Origin of the sequence: Natrinema sp. CGMCC1.2065, from assembly GCF_051225675.1 — an archaeon.
Classification (GTDB): domain Archaea; phylum Halobacteriota; class Halobacteria; order Halobacteriales; family Natrialbaceae; genus Natrinema; species Natrinema thermotolerans.
This window is the reverse complement of sequence record NZ_JBPJSJ010000012.1, coordinates 110578-126601: the sequence shown is the minus strand read 5'-3', so window position 1 is coordinate 126601 and position 16024 is coordinate 110578. Positions and strand designations below refer to the sequence as shown.

Here is a 16024-nt window from a genome sequence, read left to right as displayed (position 1 = left end):
CGAGATCGACGGTTTCGACGGCCGGCCCAACGTGCCGGCCGACGTCGTCGACTGCGCGAACAGCGGGACGACGATGCGACTCGTCACCGCGGCCGCGGCGCTTGCCGACGGCACGACGGTCCTGACCGGCGACGAATCGCTTCGTTCGCGGCCCCAGGGGCCGCTGCTCGAGGCGCTGGCCGATCTCGGCGCGACGGCCGACAGCACTCGCGGGAACGGGCAGGCCCCGCTGGTCGTCACCGGCCCGCTGTCGGGCGGCGAGGTGTCGATCCCGGGCGACGTCTCCTCGCAGTACATCACCGCCCTGTTGATGGCCGGTGCGGTCACCGACGAGGGGCTCGCGATCGACCTCGAGACGGAACTCAAGTCCGCACCCTACGTCGACATCACGCTCGAGGTCCTCGACGACTTCGGCGTCGACGCCCGCCACACCGAGGACGGCTTTGCGGTCGATGGCGGCCAGTCCTACGCACCCGCGGGCGGGGAGTACGCCGTCCCCGGCGACTTCTCGTCGATCTCGTACCCGCTGGCTGCGGGGGCGATCGCCGCCGACGGCGAGGGGATCCGCATCGAGGGCGCGCATCCCAGCGCACAGGGAGACACCGCAATCGTGGAGATCGTCGAGCGGATGGGTGCCGACGTCGACTGGGACCGCGAGTCGGGGACGATCGACGTCGCAGCCGCCCCGCTCGCCGGGATCGAGGTCGACGTCGAGGACACGCCCGACCTCCTGCCGACGATCGCGACGCTGGGGGCGGTCGCGGACGGCGACACGAAGATTACGAACGCCGAACACGTCCGCTACAAGGAGACCGACCGCGTGAGTGCGATGGCCGAGGCGTTGGGAAAGATGGGCGTCGAAACCACTGAGGAGCGCGACTCACTGACGGTCCACGGCGGGGACTCGACGCTCGAGGGTGCGACCGTTTCCGGACGCGACGATCACCGAATCATCATGGCGCTGGCGCTCGCCGGCCTCGCGGCCGACGGCGAGACCACGATCGAGGGAGCCGACCACGTCGACGTCTCGTTCCCCGGCTTCTTCGACCTGCTCGAGGAGGTAGGCGTCGCGCTCGAGCGACGGGCGTAGCCGACGCCAGCCATCGACGATTCGAGACCCACGTTATCTTCCGCCAAGGGTAGCTATTTATCCCCAGGAAAAATGATGGCATACAATGTCAGGCAATACGCCGGTAATCGTTAGCGCTGTTAGGACCGCACAGGGGAAAGAAGACGGAGCCCTCGCAGAGGTTCGGAGCGAGGACCTCTCGATTCCGCTGGTCGACGAGATGCTCGCGGAGACCGGCGTCGAGGGCGACGACGTCGACGATCTGATGTGGGGTTGTGCCCAGCAACGCTCCGAGCAGCGGACGAACATCGCGCGTCAGATCGCACTGTTCTCCGAGCTGGGCGAGTCGGTCCCGGCGACGACGGTCGACCGCCAGTGTGCCTCCTCGGCGCAGGCGATCATCAGCGCCGCGGACTCGATCGCCGCGGGCCGCCATCAGGCGGTCATCGCCGGCGGCGTCGAGAGCATGAGCCGCGTGAAGATGGGCGCGGCCGACAGCGGCGAGATGTATCCGAAACTCGACGAGGAGTACGGGATGCGGAACCTCCAGATGGGGATGACCGCCGAGAAGGTCGCCGAGAAATACGACATCAGTCGCGAGGAACAGGACGAGTACGGCGCGCGCAGCCAGCAGCGCGCGGTCGAAGCGACCGAGGCGGGCAAGTTCGACGACGAGATCGTCCCGATCGAGACCGAGGACGGCGTCCACGACGAGGACGAGGGGCTCCGTCCGGGGACGACCCCCGAGAAGCTCGCCGAACTCCCGACGGTGTTCAAGGAAGACGGCACGGTCACACCTGGTAACGCGTCCCAGATCGCCGACGGTGCGGCCGGCGTCATGCTGACCAGCCGGGAGTTCGCCGACGAGAACGACCTCGAGGTCCTCGCCGAAGTCGGGACTAGCTACGTCGCTGGCGTCGACCCGACGGTCATGGGCGTTGGGCCGGTCCCCGCGACGGAGGGACTGCTCGAGCGCGCGGGCCGTGACATCGACGACTACGGGCTGGTCGAGATCAACGAGGCCTTCGCCAGCCAGACGCTGTACTCCCAGCGCGAACTGGGCATTCCGGACGATCAACTGAACGTCAACGGCGGCGCGATCGCGATCGGCCATCCGCTGGGCTGTTCCGGCGCGCGCCTCCCGGTGACGCTGGTCCACGAGATGAACCGCGAGGGCGTCGAGCGCGGTATCGCGACGGAGTGTGTCGGCTTCGGCCAGGGTGCGGCGATCGAGTTCGAACTGCCCTGAGACGAGTCGACTAGGCTTTTTGGTCCAGATTTTGCGAGCGAGGAGCGTGCGGTTTGAAGCGAACGAAGTGAGCGAGAACCGCAGAACGCGAACGGGGAGCAAAGCGATCCGTGAGCGAGCGACGAGCGAGACAAAAGGTGGTCGCGCCAGGGTGCGGCGATCGAGTTCGAACTGCCCTGAGACGAGTCGACTAGGCTTTTTGGCCCAGATTTTGCGAGCGAGAACCGCAGAACGCGAACGGGGAGCAAAGCGATCCGTGAGCGAGCGACGAGCGAGACAAAAGGTGGTCGCGCCAGGGTGCGGCGATCGAGTTCGAACTGCCCTGAGTCGCTCGAGCTGATCGTTTGCTCAAAAGCTATCGCGGTGTTCCGTCCACGAGTGAGTCGCAGCCGGCTTCGAGTAGTACAATCGAGTACAGCGACAGCAGGAGAACAGCACGAAGTTGTCTATCCGAGGAGGTACTCGAGTCGGGGGTAGCGCTCGAGCAACGTCTCGCCGTCGGGATCGTAGCTTTCGATCCAGGCGTCGAGGCCGAGGATGCGGCCGGCGCCGAAGGCGGCAACGGCGAGGAACACGAGCATGTAGGCGAAGTCGCCGTTGATGACGCCGTGGGCGATGTCCCAGTTCCCGAAGTAGAACATGAGCATCATGAGCGCGCCGAAGAACGCCGCGAGGCGGACGAGCGCGCCGACGAGCAGGCCGAGTCCGATCAGGAGTTCGCCCCACGGGACGGCGACGTTCGCGAACTCGACGAACCACGGCGTCGAGCCCATCCAGGCGAAGAGGCCGGCGAGGGGGTTGCCGTTGGTCGCGGCGACGTTGGTCAGGTAGCCGCCGGCGCTGAACGGTTCGGCCGCGACGAGCTTGGTGAACCCGGAGTAGGCGAAGGCCCAGCCCATCATGAGCCGGAGCGAGAGGACGAACCAGGCCGAGAGGCTGTGGGCGCGACCGCCGACCGTGTAGCCGCCGATGGTGCTTTCGAACGTGTTGCGCGCGTCTGTGGAAATGGGGGATGCAGTCATGGTAACGGAAGAATACTTCCTACTTCCTAGACGGTCACTCGAGTATATATAGATAGATGAATACGTGCTAGCACGGATTTCCATAACGTATTCGAATTATACGCGGGGTGCGAGACGGACCCCCGACGACCGACGACCCGTCGCTGCGCTCGCGGTCAATAGCCGAGTCCAAACGCCCAGTTCACGGCCAGCGCGAGGAACGTGATCGAAAACAGCCCGCCGAGAACGACAAACGCCGCGCCCCAGCCGAACAGGTCGGCCAGCAGGCCGACGCCGACCGAGCCGGCGGAGCCGACGACGGTGTAGCACGTCCGGACGAGCCCGAAGCCGGCCCCGCGTTCGGTGTCGCCGAACTGGTCGAGAAACCGGGGATCGATCGCCGCGAAGAAACTCGAGCCCAGGCCGGCTGCGAGAACGGCGATGCCGACAGTGGCGCGGCTCCCGCCGACGACGAGGCCGAACAGGCCGACCGATCCGGCAAACAGCGACGCGCCGATCACGAGGTCGCGGCCGTATCGATCGGAGAGTTCGCCGACGGCGAACTGGCCGACGGTCCGGACGAAAAAGAAGGCCGAGAAGGCGGTTCCGGCGAGCGTCGCCGAGTAGCGGTGGTGTTCGACGAGAAACGTCGGCAGGAACGTAAGCAACCCCTGGACGATGAAGGTACCGAGCATGGCGATCGCGAGGGTAAAGGCGACCGCCGGCCGCGAGACCAGTTCGAGCAGGGTGGCGAGTTCGAACCGCTCCCGCATCGGCTGGTCCGGCCGCCGCGGTTCGGTCGGGTGGATCCGCCACGCGAAGAGGACGAAAACCGGCAGGCCGACGACGAGCGTGAGCGCGAGCGCCGGCCGCCAGCCGAACCGGACGCCGACCCACGCCGCCGCGACGGGGGCGACGAGCCCGGCCAGCGGGCCGCCGATCGAGTGGATCCCGACCGCGCGGCCGAGTTCGTCGTAGGTCCGCGAGAGCAGCGTCGTCGCGACGGCGTAGTGCAGCCCCGCGACCGAGCCGAGGAGAACGGCGAAAACGACGAAGGCGGCGAAGATCGGCGAGAACGCGAGCAACACGCTCGCGATCACGGTCCCGCCGACGGCGACGAGGATCACCGGCTTCTCCCCGTAGCGGTCGCTGAGGACGCCGCTGGGAAACTGCGAGAGGCCGTAGGCGAGCCACATCCCCGTCAGCGCGAACCCGATCGCCGTGTTCGAGACGGCGAAGTCCGCGACGATGAACGGAACGACCGGACTGATCGCCATCCGGGCGAAGTACGTGACGAAGAACGCGAGCAGACAGAGGCCGAGGACCGTCGTCCGGTACTGCCAGCGCATGTACTCTACCGGCGACTTTCTCGCTGAGCTGTATAAGCGTGATTACATCGGCCCATCGGGATCGACTCGACCGCAGTCCCGTACTGCTGTCGCATGCTTTCGGGTACATATCCGGACGCTTTCATACTCGAGGCCGGTCCGAAACGGAACGGCTTCGACTTCCGCAAACTGTCGCCGACTGCCCGGGCAGCGGCGGCCCGCCGGCCGTGGCCGAACCCTGCAGGGCTAAGTGGCCCGGTCCCCGAGGACGTGATAATGAACGGCAACCGCTTCGGTCGCCTCTTTCAGGTGACCACGTTCGGCGAGAGCCACGGGGAAGCGATGGGCTGTACCGTCTCGGGCTGTCCCGCCGGCCTCGAGCTTTCCGAGGAGGACATTCAGGCGGACCTCGACCGGCGAAAGCCGGGTCAGTCGATGATCACGACATCTCGGGGCGAGCCCGACGATGTCTCGATCAAATCGGGAATTCAGGACGGCTACACCACGGGGACGCCAATCGGGCTGGTCATCCAGAACAAGGACGCCCGCTCGGGCAAGTACGAACCCTTCATCACCGCGCCCCGTCCCTCTCACGGCGACTTCACCTACTCGGCCAAGTTCGGGACGCGCAACTGGGGCGGCGGCGGCCGCTCGTCGGCCCGCGAGACCGTCAACTGGGTCGCTGCGGGCGCAATCGCGAAGAAACTCCTCGAGCGTGAGGGGATCGAACTCAAGGCCCACGTCAACCAGATCGACGACATCGAAGCGCCCGAAGTGAGCTTCGACCAGATCAAGAAACATTCGGAGGAAAACGACGTCCGCTGTGCCCACCCCGAGACCGCCGAGCGGATGCAAGAGCGGATCGAAGAGTATCAGGAGGAAGGCGATTCCATCGGCGGCAGCATCTACTTCGAGGCACAGGGCGTCCCCGTCGGGCTGGGTGCGCCGCGGTTCGACTCGCTGTCCGCGCGACTCGGCCAGGCAATGATGGCGGTGCCCGCCACGACGGCCTTCGAGTTCGGGCTCGGCCGCGAGGCCCGCGAGTGGACCGGTAAGGAGCGCAACGACGATTGGGAGTTCGGCGAGGACGGCGACCCGGTCCCAGTCGAGAACGACCACGGTGGGATTCAGGGCGGCATCTCGAGCGGCGAACCGATCTATGGCGAGGTGACGCTGCACGCGCCGACCTCGATCCCGAAGTCCCAGCAGACCGCCGACTGGGAGACCGGCGAGATAAAAGAGGAGCAGGTCATCGGCCGCCACGATCCCGTCCTCCCGCCGCGTGGGGTCCCCGTCGTCGAGGCGATGCTCGCGCTGACGCTGGTCGACTTCATGCTGCTGTCGGGCCGACTCAACCCCGACCGCGTCGACGACAGCCCGGGGGAGTACGACACCGAGTACCACCCGAGCAACCCGGAAAACGAGTAGCGCCGAAGCTGGGACGGGTCCCGCGATTCTTTTTGATCGCCTGAGTAGCAAACAGGTAGAACGGAATCGGTCCGGTCCGTGTTCCACGTCGCTCGAGCGAGGATCGAACGGCGGACCGGGACCGAGTTACTCCTCAGTTCGGTCCGGCTGATCCGCTGGCTGCCCGCCGTCGCTGGCCGTGGGTGCGGGCGAACTGTTCGGCGCGTCGAACGAAACGTCCGGCCCGAGATACCGCGTCCAGACCACGAGCAGGCTCGGGAGGACGAGGACGCTCGCGAGGAACGCGTAGACGATCGTCAGCCCCGTGATGATCCCGAACTGCTGGAGCGGCGGGAGGATGGCGAACGCGAGGACGCCGAAGCCGCCGACGGTCGTCGCGGCGCTGCCGAGCAACGCGCCGCCAGTGCCGGTGACCGTCCGGGACATCGCCTCCCAGACGGAGCCGGTCCGCTCCAACTCGAGGCTGTAGCGCTCGCTCATGTGGATGCTGTAGGCGACGCCGAGCCCGACCGTGAGGCTCGTGATCATCCCCGTCATGACGTTGAACGGGATCTCGAGCAGGGACATCGTCCCGAGAATCCACGAGACGCTGAACACGACCGGCAACAGCGTCACCGCACCGAGGGTCGCACTGCCTTTCGTGAGCCGGTAGGCGATCATCAGGAAGGCGAAGACGGCCACGAGGGTGATCAGCAGGCTCTCGATGACCGTGTCCATGAGTTGGTCCTGGATGATGTCGAACAGGATCGTCTGCCCGGTCGCGGTGGCCTCGAGCCCGTTCCCGTCGATCCCGTCCGCGATGGATCGCATCTCGGTCGTGACGTCGCTCATGGCCGCGGTGCCGCTCGTCGAGATAACCAGTCGGGCGGCCTCGTAGTCACCGTCCGCGGTCCGGTGGAGGACGCCGCTCGCTTCGTCGGGGGCGACCGCGAACAGGTCGTCGTACACCTGCTCGAGGTTCCGGTCGGGGACGCGGTCACCGTCGGTATCCGCCGCGGTGAGCGTCGCGTTGAACGATTCGTTCTCGCGTGCGACCTGCTGCATCGTCCCGATCGGACTTCGGACGTCGGCCTCGCCGCTCGAGAGGGTGGCGGCGACGGAGCTGTTGGCGGCCTCGCGTTCGGCCGCCTCGAGCCGCTGTATCGTCGCCGGATCAGTAACGTTGCCCTCCACGAGAATCTGTGCCTGTGAATCCTCCCGAACGAAGTTCTCGTTGACGAACTCGAGGTTCTCCTTCATCGAGTAGTCGCCGGGTTTGAACGGCTCGGGGAGGTCGTCCGTCCACGCCGGGGGGTCCTCCGCGATGAAGTCCTCCTGGCTGAAGCTGGTATCGACCTGCGTCGCGCCGTAGGCACCGCCAGCGCTCACGAGAAGCGCGAGCAGGATGACGACGATCGGGATCCGGCGTGCCGCCGTCGAACCGGTCGACAGGAGCTGGCTGAACCGCCCGCCGCCGGTCCCGAACGCGCGCTTTTTCCGGTCGAAGCCGCGGCTCTCGAGGAACTCGTCGAGTTCGATCTTGAGCGCCGGAATCAGGACGCCGAACACGAGCAGGGCGACCGTGATCCCGACGGCGCTGACGATGCCGAAGTCCTGAATCGGTGGCACCGGACTCGTGAGGTTCGAGAGGAAGCCGATCGCCGTCGTCGCGGTCACCAACACGAGCGCGATGCCGACGCCGGCCAGCGCGGTCTCCATCGAGCCGCGCGTGTCGTCGGCACCGTACGCGCCGCCCGCCTGCCGCTGTTCGCGGTGGCGCATGAAGATATGGATCGCGTAGTCGATCGAGAGCCCGATCAGCAGGACCGGAACCGCGATGAACATCTGGTTGAAGTCGATTCCGGTCCAGCCCATGAAGCCGAACGTCCAGAGCAAGACGGCGGCGATGCCGAACAGGCCGAGGAGGATATCGAGAAGATCGCGGTACGCGACGATCAGGGCGACGACGACGAACAGCAGCGCGAGCGGCCCGACGATCGCGAGGCTGTCGCCCATCGAATTGTCGATCTCCTCGCCCATGATGCCGCCGCCGAAGACGATGACGTCGGCACCGTCGGATTCGAACGCGTCGGTGGCGATGGACTGCATGGCCAGTTGCGCGTCGACGAGCGCGTCGGAGGCCATTCCGCCCTGGCCGCCATCACCCTCGGTCTGGTGGGTGACCAGCAGCATCGTCGCGTTCGCGCTCGTCGATCCGGCGTCGTAGCTCGTCGGCATGAAGGCCAGACCGCTCGTCCGACCGGACGAGTCCTCGCTCAGGACGGCACCGAGGGCGCGCTCGTACTCGGTGGCGTTCATCGACTCGAGCGCATCGATCTGTTCGGGCAGCGTCGGTGAGGTTGCGTTCTCGAGGGCGGCTTGCTCGGCCGACAGTTCAGCGCCGAGCGACTGGAGTCGCTCGCTCTGTGACTCGAGGGCCGCACTGCGCCGGTCGAGGGCCGCGTACTCGTCTTCGAGGACGCCCTGCGTCCCGAGGCGGTACGCCGCGTCGATCCGTGACTCGTTCTCGGCGGCACGAAGGCGCTGTGCCGATTCGTTGAACGTCGCGTACTGCGTCTCGTTCAGGTCGACCGACGAGTTCTCGTCGACCGCTGCGAACTGTTCACGCGGCGACGCCGACGGATCGGCCCGAAGCGTCTCGAGCGCCCCGCGAAGCTCCGCCCGTGTCGCGTTCAGCGCTGCGCTCCGTTCTGCCACGGCGGTGCGTTCCGCCTGGACGGTCGCGTTCAGTTCCTCGAACTCCGCGGCCGTCGCCTCGAGTTCGCGCTGCTGGTCGGCGGTAAGCGACGAGATCGCGACGAGGTTCGCCGCGCCGACCGTCGGCCGGTCGTCGACGAGCGTCCCGGAGACCGTCTCGTTCTCGCGGAACGATTGTTGGAGTCGGAGCGTCTCGACCAGCGACTCCTGGGAGAGAACGTTGTCACCCCTGACGATCACCTGTGCCGCCGACGTGTTCTCCTGCCCGGTCGAGAAGTTCTGCTCGACGTACTCGAGTTTCTGTGCTTCCTCGGTGTCGCTCTGGAACTGATCGAGCGACGAGGACTGCTCGATCATGCCGGCCCCGGAGCCCGCGACGACCGTGAGAACGAGCATGACGGCGATTACGACCCGACTGTGTTCCGTGACGCCGTCGGCGATCCGGTCGATCCAACTCATGTGCCGTTCCTCCCTCCGCGAACCGTCGCGGCGTCAGGACGACGCGATCCCGATCGGGACCGACCGCGACCCGCCGGACTCGCGGCCGCGATCGGGCGGCGGGTCCACGTCGGCCGGTCCGACAGTTGTTCCGTCGGGACACGAACGCGTGCCGGTGTCTCCGACGCGGTTCGCGACCGTCTCGATACTGCTCTCCGTTCCGGACGGGAGAACGCTCCGACGACGGCCGTCGGCCACCCGGTCTCGGGAGCCCGCCTCGATTCTTCGGTCATGTACTAACTGAATATTCAGTCAGAACTTATCTACTTTCTCCCTCTATATCGGTCCTGCTACCGACCGTCACACGAGACTCGGACCGAATCGGCAGCGTCTGCAGTTGACCATTCAATCAATTTTTATACGTTGCAGCGGTACGTCGTACTCAGATGGAGGCTGTTACGGCAGCGGATCGGACGGCGGGCGACGCCGGGACTCGAGTCGAACCACCGGAGCGGGGCGACTGTCAGCCGCTCGTTGAGTCGGGGGGAACGCGACCGCTATGACGCAGTTTCCGCCGTTTCTCGAGGAAACGGACGACACGCGAGACGCCATTATGAGGGCGACCTACGTCGCGCTCTGTGAACACGGCTACAACGAACTGACGATCCAGCGGATCGGGGACGAGTTCTCGAAGAGCAAGTCGTTGCTGTATCACCACTACGACAGCAAGGACGACCTCCTGCTCGATTTCCTGTCGTTCATGCTGGACCAGCTCGAGGGACAGATCCCGACGTATCGCGCGGGCGGGGCCGACGACCACATCGCGGAAATCGTTGAACAAACGTTCGATCTCGGTGTCGCCGAGATGGGGACCGACTTCACCCGGGCACTCGTCGAGTTGCGTGCGCAGGCGGCCCACGACGAGGGCTACCGGGAACACTTCACGCGTAGCGATCAGTTCGTCCGCAAACACGTCGCCCACACGATTCGGTCGGGCATCGAACAGGGCGTCTTTCGGGACGTCGATCCACAGGAGACGGCGGCGCTGTTTCAGCTCATGTTCGTCGGAACGATGACCCAGCGCGTGACCAGCGACGACGACATCCTCGAGGACGGACGGAGTGCGTTCGAACGATACGTCCGCGAGTGCCTCCTCGAGGCGGAGTGAATCGCCCCGAGAACGGACTGTCGGACGAACTGGGACCGGGTCACGGACGACGGGCCCCCCGTCGCGCTGGGTCTGCGTCGCGTTTCGCAGTCGAACGTCTCAGTTAGTCACCGATCAGTTGCTGACCCGAGACGTGACCCGACCGAGAGTGCGTTTCTGCGGCGGTAAAGCGGTTATCCCGGTCCACGTCGATGACGACTGTCCTGCCGACGGTGCGCTGTCTCCGATAACTAACTGTTCAATTATCGGTTATCACTCGATGATAGATCGATGTCGCCGTCTCGAGCGTGCGTTACAGAAGCGGACGGGAGACTGCTCCGTGACGACGGATCCGTTCCTCTCTCGCAACGCCGTTCGATCACTCTCTGCGGTGTCCGTTTCCCACGTTGGGGTAGCGACGATACCAGCGACAGCCGCCGGTCTACAGCTGTGTCGCCAGTAACTAACCGATTAGTAATTTTTATAAGTATGCCGGCGGATGTTTCGGTTAGCGATAGCGTCGCTTTTGGTTACATACGTATGGGTGTAAACGGAGGGGCCGGTTTCCGTTCCGGTGCAGTCGCCGACACCCTGCGGTAACCTGTTCTCGAGGTCCTCGCAGCCGAATCCAACGCCGTCGATCGGTCTCTCGCCGAGCGTGTGGTGTCCCATCGGCAGTCCGGTCGGCGGTTCCGATGCGTATCGATACCGCGGCGAATCGGATCGAAAGCACTGTCGGCCCCCACTCGCGTCGAAGACGCGGACGGCAAAATTGAGAAGCGACGGCGGTTTCGTCGGCCGAGCGCCGTTAGTCGGTTACTGCGGGCTCGGACTCGAGCCGCTGGCGGAGCCGACGGCCTCCTGTTCGAACGCGGTGCCGGTGATCGACCTGAGCCGGGCGACCAGCGAGTCCTTCTTGGGTTCGCCCATCAGGGCGACGTCGAGAACTTCGCTGATGTTCGAGCAGGGGATGATCTCGATCATGTCCTCGTACTCGTCTTCGATCATCACGTCCTGTTCGTTCGCTTCGGGAATGATGACCTTGGTACAGCCGGCCTTGGCGGCGGCCTCGATCTTGTGGGTGACCCCACCGACCGGCAACACGTCGCCGCGGACCGACAGCGAGCCGGTCATCGCGACCGACTGATCGACCGGGATGTCCTCGAGCGCGGAGATGACGGCGGTCGCCACGGTGATCGAGGCGGAGTCGCCGTCGACGCCGCCTTCGCCGGCCTGAACGAACTGGATGTGGATGTCCTTCTCCGAGAGGTCGACGTCGGAGAACTTCTTGATGATCGCGGAGACGTTCTGGACCGACTCCTCGGCCATCTCCTTGAGCTGGCCGGTGGCGATCACCCGACCGCCGCCCTGCGTGGGGGCGATCTCGGCCATGACCGGGAGCATGATGCCCGAGTCCTCGCCCATGACGGCGAGACCGTTGACCCGGCCCGCCACGCCGTCCGTGGTGACCTGCAGTTCGTAGTCCTTGCGGCGCTCGATGTAGTCGTCGGCGAGCTGTTGCTCGATCGAGCGCGAGCGGTCCTTGGCCCGGAGTACGTCGTCTCGAGTCGTGTGTTCTCGGTCCTCGGCGCGGGCGATGTCACCCGCGACACGGACGAGTCCACCAAGGGTTCGGAAGTGCAGCGTGAGGTGGTTCTTGCGACCCGAGCGACGCTTGGCCTCGAGGATGAGTTCCTCGACGGCGTCGTCGGTGAAGTGGGGGAGACGCCCGTCGCGTTCGACCTCCTGAGCGATGAAGCGGGCGTACTTGCGCCGCATTTCGGGGGTGTCCTCGATGGTGTCGTCCATGTAGACCTCGTACCCGTACCCCTTGATCCGGTTGCGCAGCGCGGGGTGCATGTTCTCCATGGCGTCTAAGTTCCCCGCAGCGACCATGATGAAGTCACAGGGGACGGGTTCGGTCTGGACCATCGCGCCCGAGGAGCGCTCGGACTGGCCCGTGATCGAGAACTCGCCCTCCTGGATCGCCGTCATCAGCTTCTGCTGGGTCTGAATATCGAGCGTGTTGATCTCGTCGAGGAACAGCACGCCCTTGTTGGACTGATGGATCGACCCGGGTTCGACCCGCTCGTGGCTCGGCGTTCCCATGCCGCCGGACTGGAAGGGGTCGTGGCGGACGTCGCCCAGCAAGGCGCCGGCGTGGGCACCCGTCGCGTCCTCGAAGGGCGCGACGCGCTGATCGCCGTTGTTGACCAGCAGGTTCGGTACCATCGCGTCCGAGCCCTGGCCCAGCGTCCGGAAGATAAACCAGATGACGCCCGCCGCGAGGAGGCCAAGCAGGAGCGAGGATCCCGACAGAATCGTATAGGCGAGGATCACTGCGATGACGACCCACATCAGGATCGATCGCATCCGGTTTCGCTTGCTGGCTTCCTCCTTGTGAGCGTCGACGATCTGATCGCCCTTGCCGGCGGGAACGGTCCGAACTTTCGGCTCGTTTTCGTCGTCGGGGTTGGGATAGACCAGAACGTCTTGGAGGTCTTCCTTGGGCAGCAGTTGACTCATCGCCTTGGCCAGCATCGATTTGCCGGTCCCTGGCGAGCCGATCATCATGACGTGGCGGCGCTGCTTGGCCGCCTTGATGATGATATCGCGTGCTTCGTCCTGGCCGATGACTTGATCGACGAGCCGATCCGGGACCTCGATGTCCTCGGTGGTATCGATCTTCAGTCCACCGAGAAGGTCGTCTTCGGCGATCTCCTCGTCGACCTCGACGCCGGGATCGACCTCGACCGTGCTGCCGAGGTCCTCGACCGTCTCGAGGTCGTCGTCCTCGTCGGACGACGGGTCGACCCCGTCGATCGGATCGTCGGCGCTGTCACGACGGCCGCTCTCGTCCTCGGGCGACGATCGATCTCCCTGACGCTCGGCGGGCTCCTCGGGTCGCTCGTCGGTCGGAGCGGGCTCCGAGGCGTCTTCGGGAGGATCGCCGCCGTTCGTATTCTCACTCATAAAACTCCGTTCAGTATCCGACCCGAGGGGACTGCGACTGATATACTTTCTCCACGTGATAGTTGCGAGCGATCGCCTCGAGCGGCCGATACGACGACTACAGACGGCAGTTCCGGCAGGTGGGTTCCGGTCCGTGCAGACGCCGGAGGGGTGCCGTTCCCGAGCGATGTCTGCGAACGGGTCCGACCGGGCGGACGTGAACTGGGCACCGATACGAACCGGCTCCGACGACGGTACAGCGGGGCGGTGGTGCGGTGGCATCCGGTCGCGTACAGACGTACTGCTAACCGAACCGTTATGTCTCACAGTCTCCGAGGATCGGTATGGAACTCTCCGCCGTAGACCTCTCTCCGGTCCCAGACGACGGTACCGCAACCGACGCCTACGCGAACACCGTCGAGGCCGCCCGACAGGCCGAGCGGCTCGGTTACTCACGGTTCTGGGTCGCCGAACACCACGGCATGGCGACCAGGATCGCGGGCACCGCACCCGAAGTCTTGCTCGGCCATCTCGCCGCGGAAACCGACGCGATCCGCCTTGGCTCCGGTGCGGTCCTGCTCAACCACTACAGCCCGTTCAAGGTCGCCGAACAGTTCGGCGCGCTGGACGCGCTCGCGCCGGGCCGTATCGACGCGGGTCTCGGGCGGGCGAACGGCTCGCCGGCCGCCGACCGCGCCCTCGGCACGGAGCGACGCGTGCAGAACCCCGACGAGGACCACACCGAGAAGATCAAGGCCGTCGTCGATCACCTCTACGACGACTATCCCGAGGGACACGCCTACGCGGACCTCGAGATACCGCGCTCGGGCGACGCCGAGCCGGTTCCATGGGTCCTCGGCTCGAGTCCGTCCAGTGCGGCGATCGCCGGTGAACTCGGCCTGCGATACTGTTTCGCGGCGTTCATTCGGCCGCAACTCGCCACGCGATCGTTCGAGGCCTACCGCGATCACTTCCAGTCGTCGCGGCTGGCCGACGGACTCGACGAGCCACAGGGGATGCTCGCGGTGAACGCGGTCTGTGCCGAAACGGACCAAGCGGCGGCGCGGATCCGAGCGGTCGCCGAGGCGACGTACAAGCGGATGCAACGCGGCGAAATCGGGACGAGACCGTCGATCGAGGACGCCATCGACGAACTCGGCGGCGTCCCACAGCCGACGCCTGCGACGCTCGATGCCGACGAGTGGCCGCGTGCGATCTCCGGGAGTCCGGATACGGTTGCAGGCCTCCTAGAGCAACTCGCCGATCGCGTCGGCGTCGACGAGGTGATGATCCAGCACGTCGTCCCCGATCACGACGTCGCGCTCCGTTCGCACGAACTACTGGCCGACGGCGTCGGCCTCACGGCTCGTTGAGGGCCCGTTCCGAACGGTCCCTGATCACTCGTCCGAGAAGGGCCGACGGTGTGAGAGAAACGAAGACTTATGCGATACTAACCGGTTAGTAAGTGTATGCCCAAGTCGATATCCCAGAAGCGACCGTGGCTCGCAGCACTGCTCGCGGCGCTCGCCACCGGGCTCGGGCACCTGTACCTCCGACGGCTGCGCCGTGCGCTTGGCTGGATCGTCGTTTCGTTCGGCGTGTCCGCCGCGTTCGTCGATCCGGCAGCGATCGACGCGTTGCTGGCCGGGAACGGAACCACGGAGACACTGCTTGCCGTCGCACCGATGCTTCTCGTCGTGGGACTCAGTACCGTCGACGCGTACCTGCTCGCGTACACACAGCAGACGAGGACGCCCCCGTCACCGTCGTCCGAGACGGAAACGACTGACTGTCCCCACTGCGGAAACGAACTCGATCCGGACCTCGAGTTCTGTCACTGGTGTACGAGAGCGGTCGAGAACGCCGATCGAGAGTCGACGCCCGAGGATCGCTGAGGGCACAGATACCGATCGACGCGCTCAGCCTTCCAGAAGAACGCTCGTTACGTACTCGTCGGCGGTCCGTCTCGCCGTTGTAAGCGCACAGTCTTCGTCCAGGACGACCGCTCGAGTTCGGGCCCCGTCGACGATCGTCATGAGCGCGCGTGCGACGTGTTCGGTGTCGACGTCGACGAAGACGCCGTCCTGAATCCCCTGGTCGATCACCGTGCGAAGCAGGTACCGCACGTACTCGTCGTTCTGCCGAAACCGGTCGCTGAACCGGTCCTTGTACGGTGCCTGACTCCGCATCTCCAGGATCGCGACGAGTAAGTCCTGGTGGTCTTCGGGCTCGACGAGCAGTTTGTCGAGCAGTTTGTCGAGTCGCCGTTCCGGATCCGTCGTTTCGACCTCGTGGACGGTGTCCTTGAACCGATCGAGGACGTAATCCAGAAACGCCGCGAGCAGGTCCTCTTTGGTGTCGTAGTGGTAGTGGATCGCGGCCGTCGACTTCCCGTACTCGTCGGCGATCCGTTGGATCGTGAGGTCGGCGTATCCGTGTTCGCGAAGCGCGCGATAGGTCGCACGCATGATCTCCTCGTTCGGGTCGGAGACCGGCTCAGTTGGCGACTTTGCCATTGTTCGAGTGTCGGTCGGGCGGCGGATAACAGTTGTGACCTGCTCGTTAGCCCGTCGCGGGTCGTTCCGACTCCCCCACGTGAGTCTGTCTGATCTCGGCTCCGGAACGCCCCTCTCGAGTCGATACTGTTCCCGAACGTTTTTGACTAACTGGTTAATAGTCAGGAACACGGAACGACATGGATACCGATGCAGTAGC

At 65.4% G+C, this 16024-nt stretch carries 11 protein-coding genes; 6 read left to right on the top strand and 5 right to left on the bottom strand.

Going from position 1 to position 16024, the window contains the following annotated elements:
* Together aroA and ACSBP4_RS13485 are read left to right on the top strand one after the other, a co-directional pair.
* Positions 1 to 1090 (top strand): 3-phosphoshikimate 1-carboxyvinyltransferase (gene aroA, locus ACSBP4_RS13490; RefSeq protein ID WP_435552513.1); only part of this gene is annotated, 1090 nt, incomplete at its 5' end.
* Between the two features lie 85 nt (positions 1091 to 1175).
* Positions 1176 to 2318 carry a thiolase family protein gene (locus tag ACSBP4_RS13485; RefSeq protein WP_006181130.1) on the top strand — a complete coding sequence of 381 codons (1143 nt, stop codon included), beginning with the start codon at positions 1176 to 1178 and terminating at the stop codon, positions 2316 to 2318.
* Between the two features lie 446 nt (positions 2319 to 2764).
* Here the strand turns inward: ACSBP4_RS13485 and ACSBP4_RS13480 are convergent, their stop codons facing one another.
* The gene (locus ACSBP4_RS13480) at positions 2765 to 3340 is read right to left on the bottom strand and encodes a DoxX family membrane protein (RefSeq protein WP_435552512.1); all 576 of its coding nucleotides are present in this window, start codon (positions 3338 to 3340) and stop codon (positions 2765 to 2767) included.
* 155 nt (positions 3341 to 3495) lie between these two features.
* Positions 3496 to 4668, bottom strand: a complete 1173-nt coding sequence (locus tag ACSBP4_RS13475) for an MFS transporter (protein ID WP_435552511.1) — start codon at positions 4666 to 4668, stop codon at positions 3496 to 3498.
* Positions 4669 to 4923: 255 nt separating this feature from the next.
* Here ACSBP4_RS13475 and aroC point away from each other — a divergent pair, with 255 nt between their 5' ends.
* Complete coding sequence (aroC, locus tag ACSBP4_RS13470; protein WP_049964743.1) at positions 4924 to 6075, top strand: chorismate synthase; 1152 nt, start codon at positions 4924 to 4926, stop codon at positions 6073 to 6075.
* A gap of 126 nt (positions 6076 to 6201) precedes the next feature.
* Here aroC and ACSBP4_RS13465 read toward each other — a convergent pair whose 3' ends face one another.
* Positions 6202 to 9231: an MMPL family transporter gene (locus tag ACSBP4_RS13465; RefSeq protein WP_435552510.1), complete on the bottom strand. Its 3030-nt coding sequence runs from the start codon at positions 9229 to 9231 to the stop codon at positions 6202 to 6204.
* Between the two features lie 538 nt (positions 9232 to 9769).
* Between ACSBP4_RS13465 and ACSBP4_RS13460 the strand changes: the two genes are divergently transcribed.
* Complete coding sequence (locus tag ACSBP4_RS13460; protein ID WP_435552509.1) at positions 9770 to 10378, top strand: TetR/AcrR family transcriptional regulator; 609 nt, start codon at positions 9770 to 9772, stop codon at positions 10376 to 10378.
* A gap of 795 nt (positions 10379 to 11173) precedes the next feature.
* On the opposite strand, the gene lonB is transcribed toward ACSBP4_RS13460, so the two are convergent.
* Entirely contained in the window at positions 11174 to 13330 is a 2157-nt protein-coding gene (gene lonB / locus ACSBP4_RS13455) for an ATP-dependent protease LonB (RefSeq protein ID WP_049964739.1), read from the bottom strand.
* Between the two features lie 323 nt (positions 13331 to 13653).
* Between lonB and ACSBP4_RS13450 the strand changes: the two genes are divergently transcribed.
* Together ACSBP4_RS13450 and ACSBP4_RS13445 are read left to right on the top strand one after the other, a co-directional pair.
* Positions 13654 to 14682 carry an LLM class flavin-dependent oxidoreductase gene (locus ACSBP4_RS13450; protein WP_006649312.1) on the top strand — a complete coding sequence of 343 codons (1029 nt, stop codon included), beginning with the start codon at positions 13654 to 13656 and terminating at the stop codon, positions 14680 to 14682.
* A gap of 96 nt (positions 14683 to 14778) precedes the next feature.
* Positions 14779 to 15204, top strand: a complete 426-nt coding sequence (locus ACSBP4_RS13445; protein WP_006649311.1) for a zinc ribbon domain-containing protein — start codon at positions 14779 to 14781, stop codon at positions 15202 to 15204.
* 24 nt (positions 15205 to 15228) lie between these two features.
* Here ACSBP4_RS13445 and ACSBP4_RS13440 read toward each other — a convergent pair whose 3' ends face one another.
* Positions 15229 to 15825 (bottom strand): TetR/AcrR family transcriptional regulator, encoded by a 597-nt coding sequence (locus tag ACSBP4_RS13440; RefSeq protein ID WP_435552508.1) that lies wholly within the window; start codon positions 15823 to 15825, stop codon positions 15229 to 15231.
* Positions 15826 to 16024 lie beyond the last annotated feature (199 nt).

What these genes read in the sequence shown, in the direction of transcription:
- ACSBP4_RS13485 (WP_006181130.1), top strand. Translation starts at nt 1,176, where the DNA reads ATGTCAGGCAATACGCCGGTAATCGTTAGCGCTGTTAGGACCGCACAG.
- ACSBP4_RS13480 (WP_435552512.1), bottom strand. Translation starts at nt 3,340, where the DNA reads ATGACTGCATCCCCCATTTCCACAGACGCGCGCAACACGTTCGAAAGC.
- ACSBP4_RS13475 (WP_435552511.1), bottom strand. Translation starts at nt 4,668, where the DNA reads ATGCGCTGGCAGTACCGGACGACGGTCCTCGGCCTCTGTCTGCTCGCG.
- aroC (WP_049964743.1), top strand. Translation starts at nt 4,924, where the DNA reads ATGAACGGCAACCGCTTCGGTCGCCTCTTTCAGGTGACCACGTTCGGC.
- ACSBP4_RS13465 (WP_435552510.1), bottom strand. Translation starts at nt 9,231, where the DNA reads ATGAGTTGGATCGACCGGATCGCCGACGGCGTCACGGAACACAGTCGG.
- ACSBP4_RS13460 (WP_435552509.1), top strand. Translation starts at nt 9,770, where the DNA reads ATGACGCAGTTTCCGCCGTTTCTCGAGGAAACGGACGACACGCGAGAC.
- lonB (WP_049964739.1), bottom strand. Translation starts at nt 13,330, where the DNA reads ATGAGTGAGAATACGAACGGCGGCGATCCTCCCGAAGACGCCTCGGAG.
- ACSBP4_RS13450 (WP_006649312.1), top strand. Translation starts at nt 13,654, where the DNA reads ATGGAACTCTCCGCCGTAGACCTCTCTCCGGTCCCAGACGACGGTACC.
- ACSBP4_RS13445 (WP_006649311.1), top strand. Translation starts at nt 14,779, where the DNA reads ATGCCCAAGTCGATATCCCAGAAGCGACCGTGGCTCGCAGCACTGCTC.
- ACSBP4_RS13440 (WP_435552508.1), bottom strand. Translation starts at nt 15,825, where the DNA reads ATGGCAAAGTCGCCAACTGAGCCGGTCTCCGACCCGAACGAGGAGATC.